Annotated in this window: 1 protein-coding gene; it reads right to left on the bottom strand. The window is 49.6% G+C overall.

All coding sequences use genetic code 11. The annotated features are described in order from the left end of the window. Positions 1 to 668: RNA polymerase sigma factor region1.1 domain-containing protein (locus tag ACTHUR_RS14410; protein ID WP_440399252.1), on the bottom strand; the 668-nt coding region annotated here is incomplete at its 3' end. Between the last annotated feature and the right edge of the window lie 23 nt (positions 669 to 691).

Consider the following 691-nt stretch of genomic DNA (forward strand, 5'->3'; position numbering starts at 1 on the left):
TCGCCATCTTCATCATCGCTAACGGTTTCGCCTTCTTCGTCATCTGGTTTGGCATTTTCCAAATGACCCAAGCCCAATTCGTTCAACAAGACTTCATTAGGGTCGATGATGGCTTCAACCACTTCATCAACACGGATTTCGTCGTTGCGGACTTGTTCGATCAAAGCCAGAATTTCGGCAATCGAGCCAGGGCAGGCGGAGATTGCCTGCACCATGTTTTTCAGTGCATTTTCGATTTTTTTGGCGATGATGATTTCGTCTTCACGCGTCAACAGATCGACTTGACCCATTTCACGCATATACATACGTACAGGATCGGTTGTGCGACCGAATTCTGAATCTGCGCTGGAGAGTGCTGCTTCGGCTTCTTCAACGGCATCGTCGTCGGTCATGGCGGCGGCGTTGTCGCTCAAGAGGATGTCTTCAGCATCGGGAGCTTGCTCGGTTACTTGGATACCCAAGCCGGAAATCATGCTGACGATGTTGTCGATTTGCTCGGCGTCGGACATATCGTCGGGCAGCGCGTCGTTAATTTCGGAATAAGTGATGTAGCCGCGTTCTTTACCCATAATAATGAGTTGACGCAGGCGGGCGCGCTGCTCTTCGATACTCAAGGGACGGTTGTCATCTTGGTCTTGGTATTCTTCGTAGTTTTGGTTTTTAGACATGGATTGCTCTCTAGGTTGATAGG

It is taken from the genome of Neisseria sp. P0021.S007, assembly GCF_051956855.1.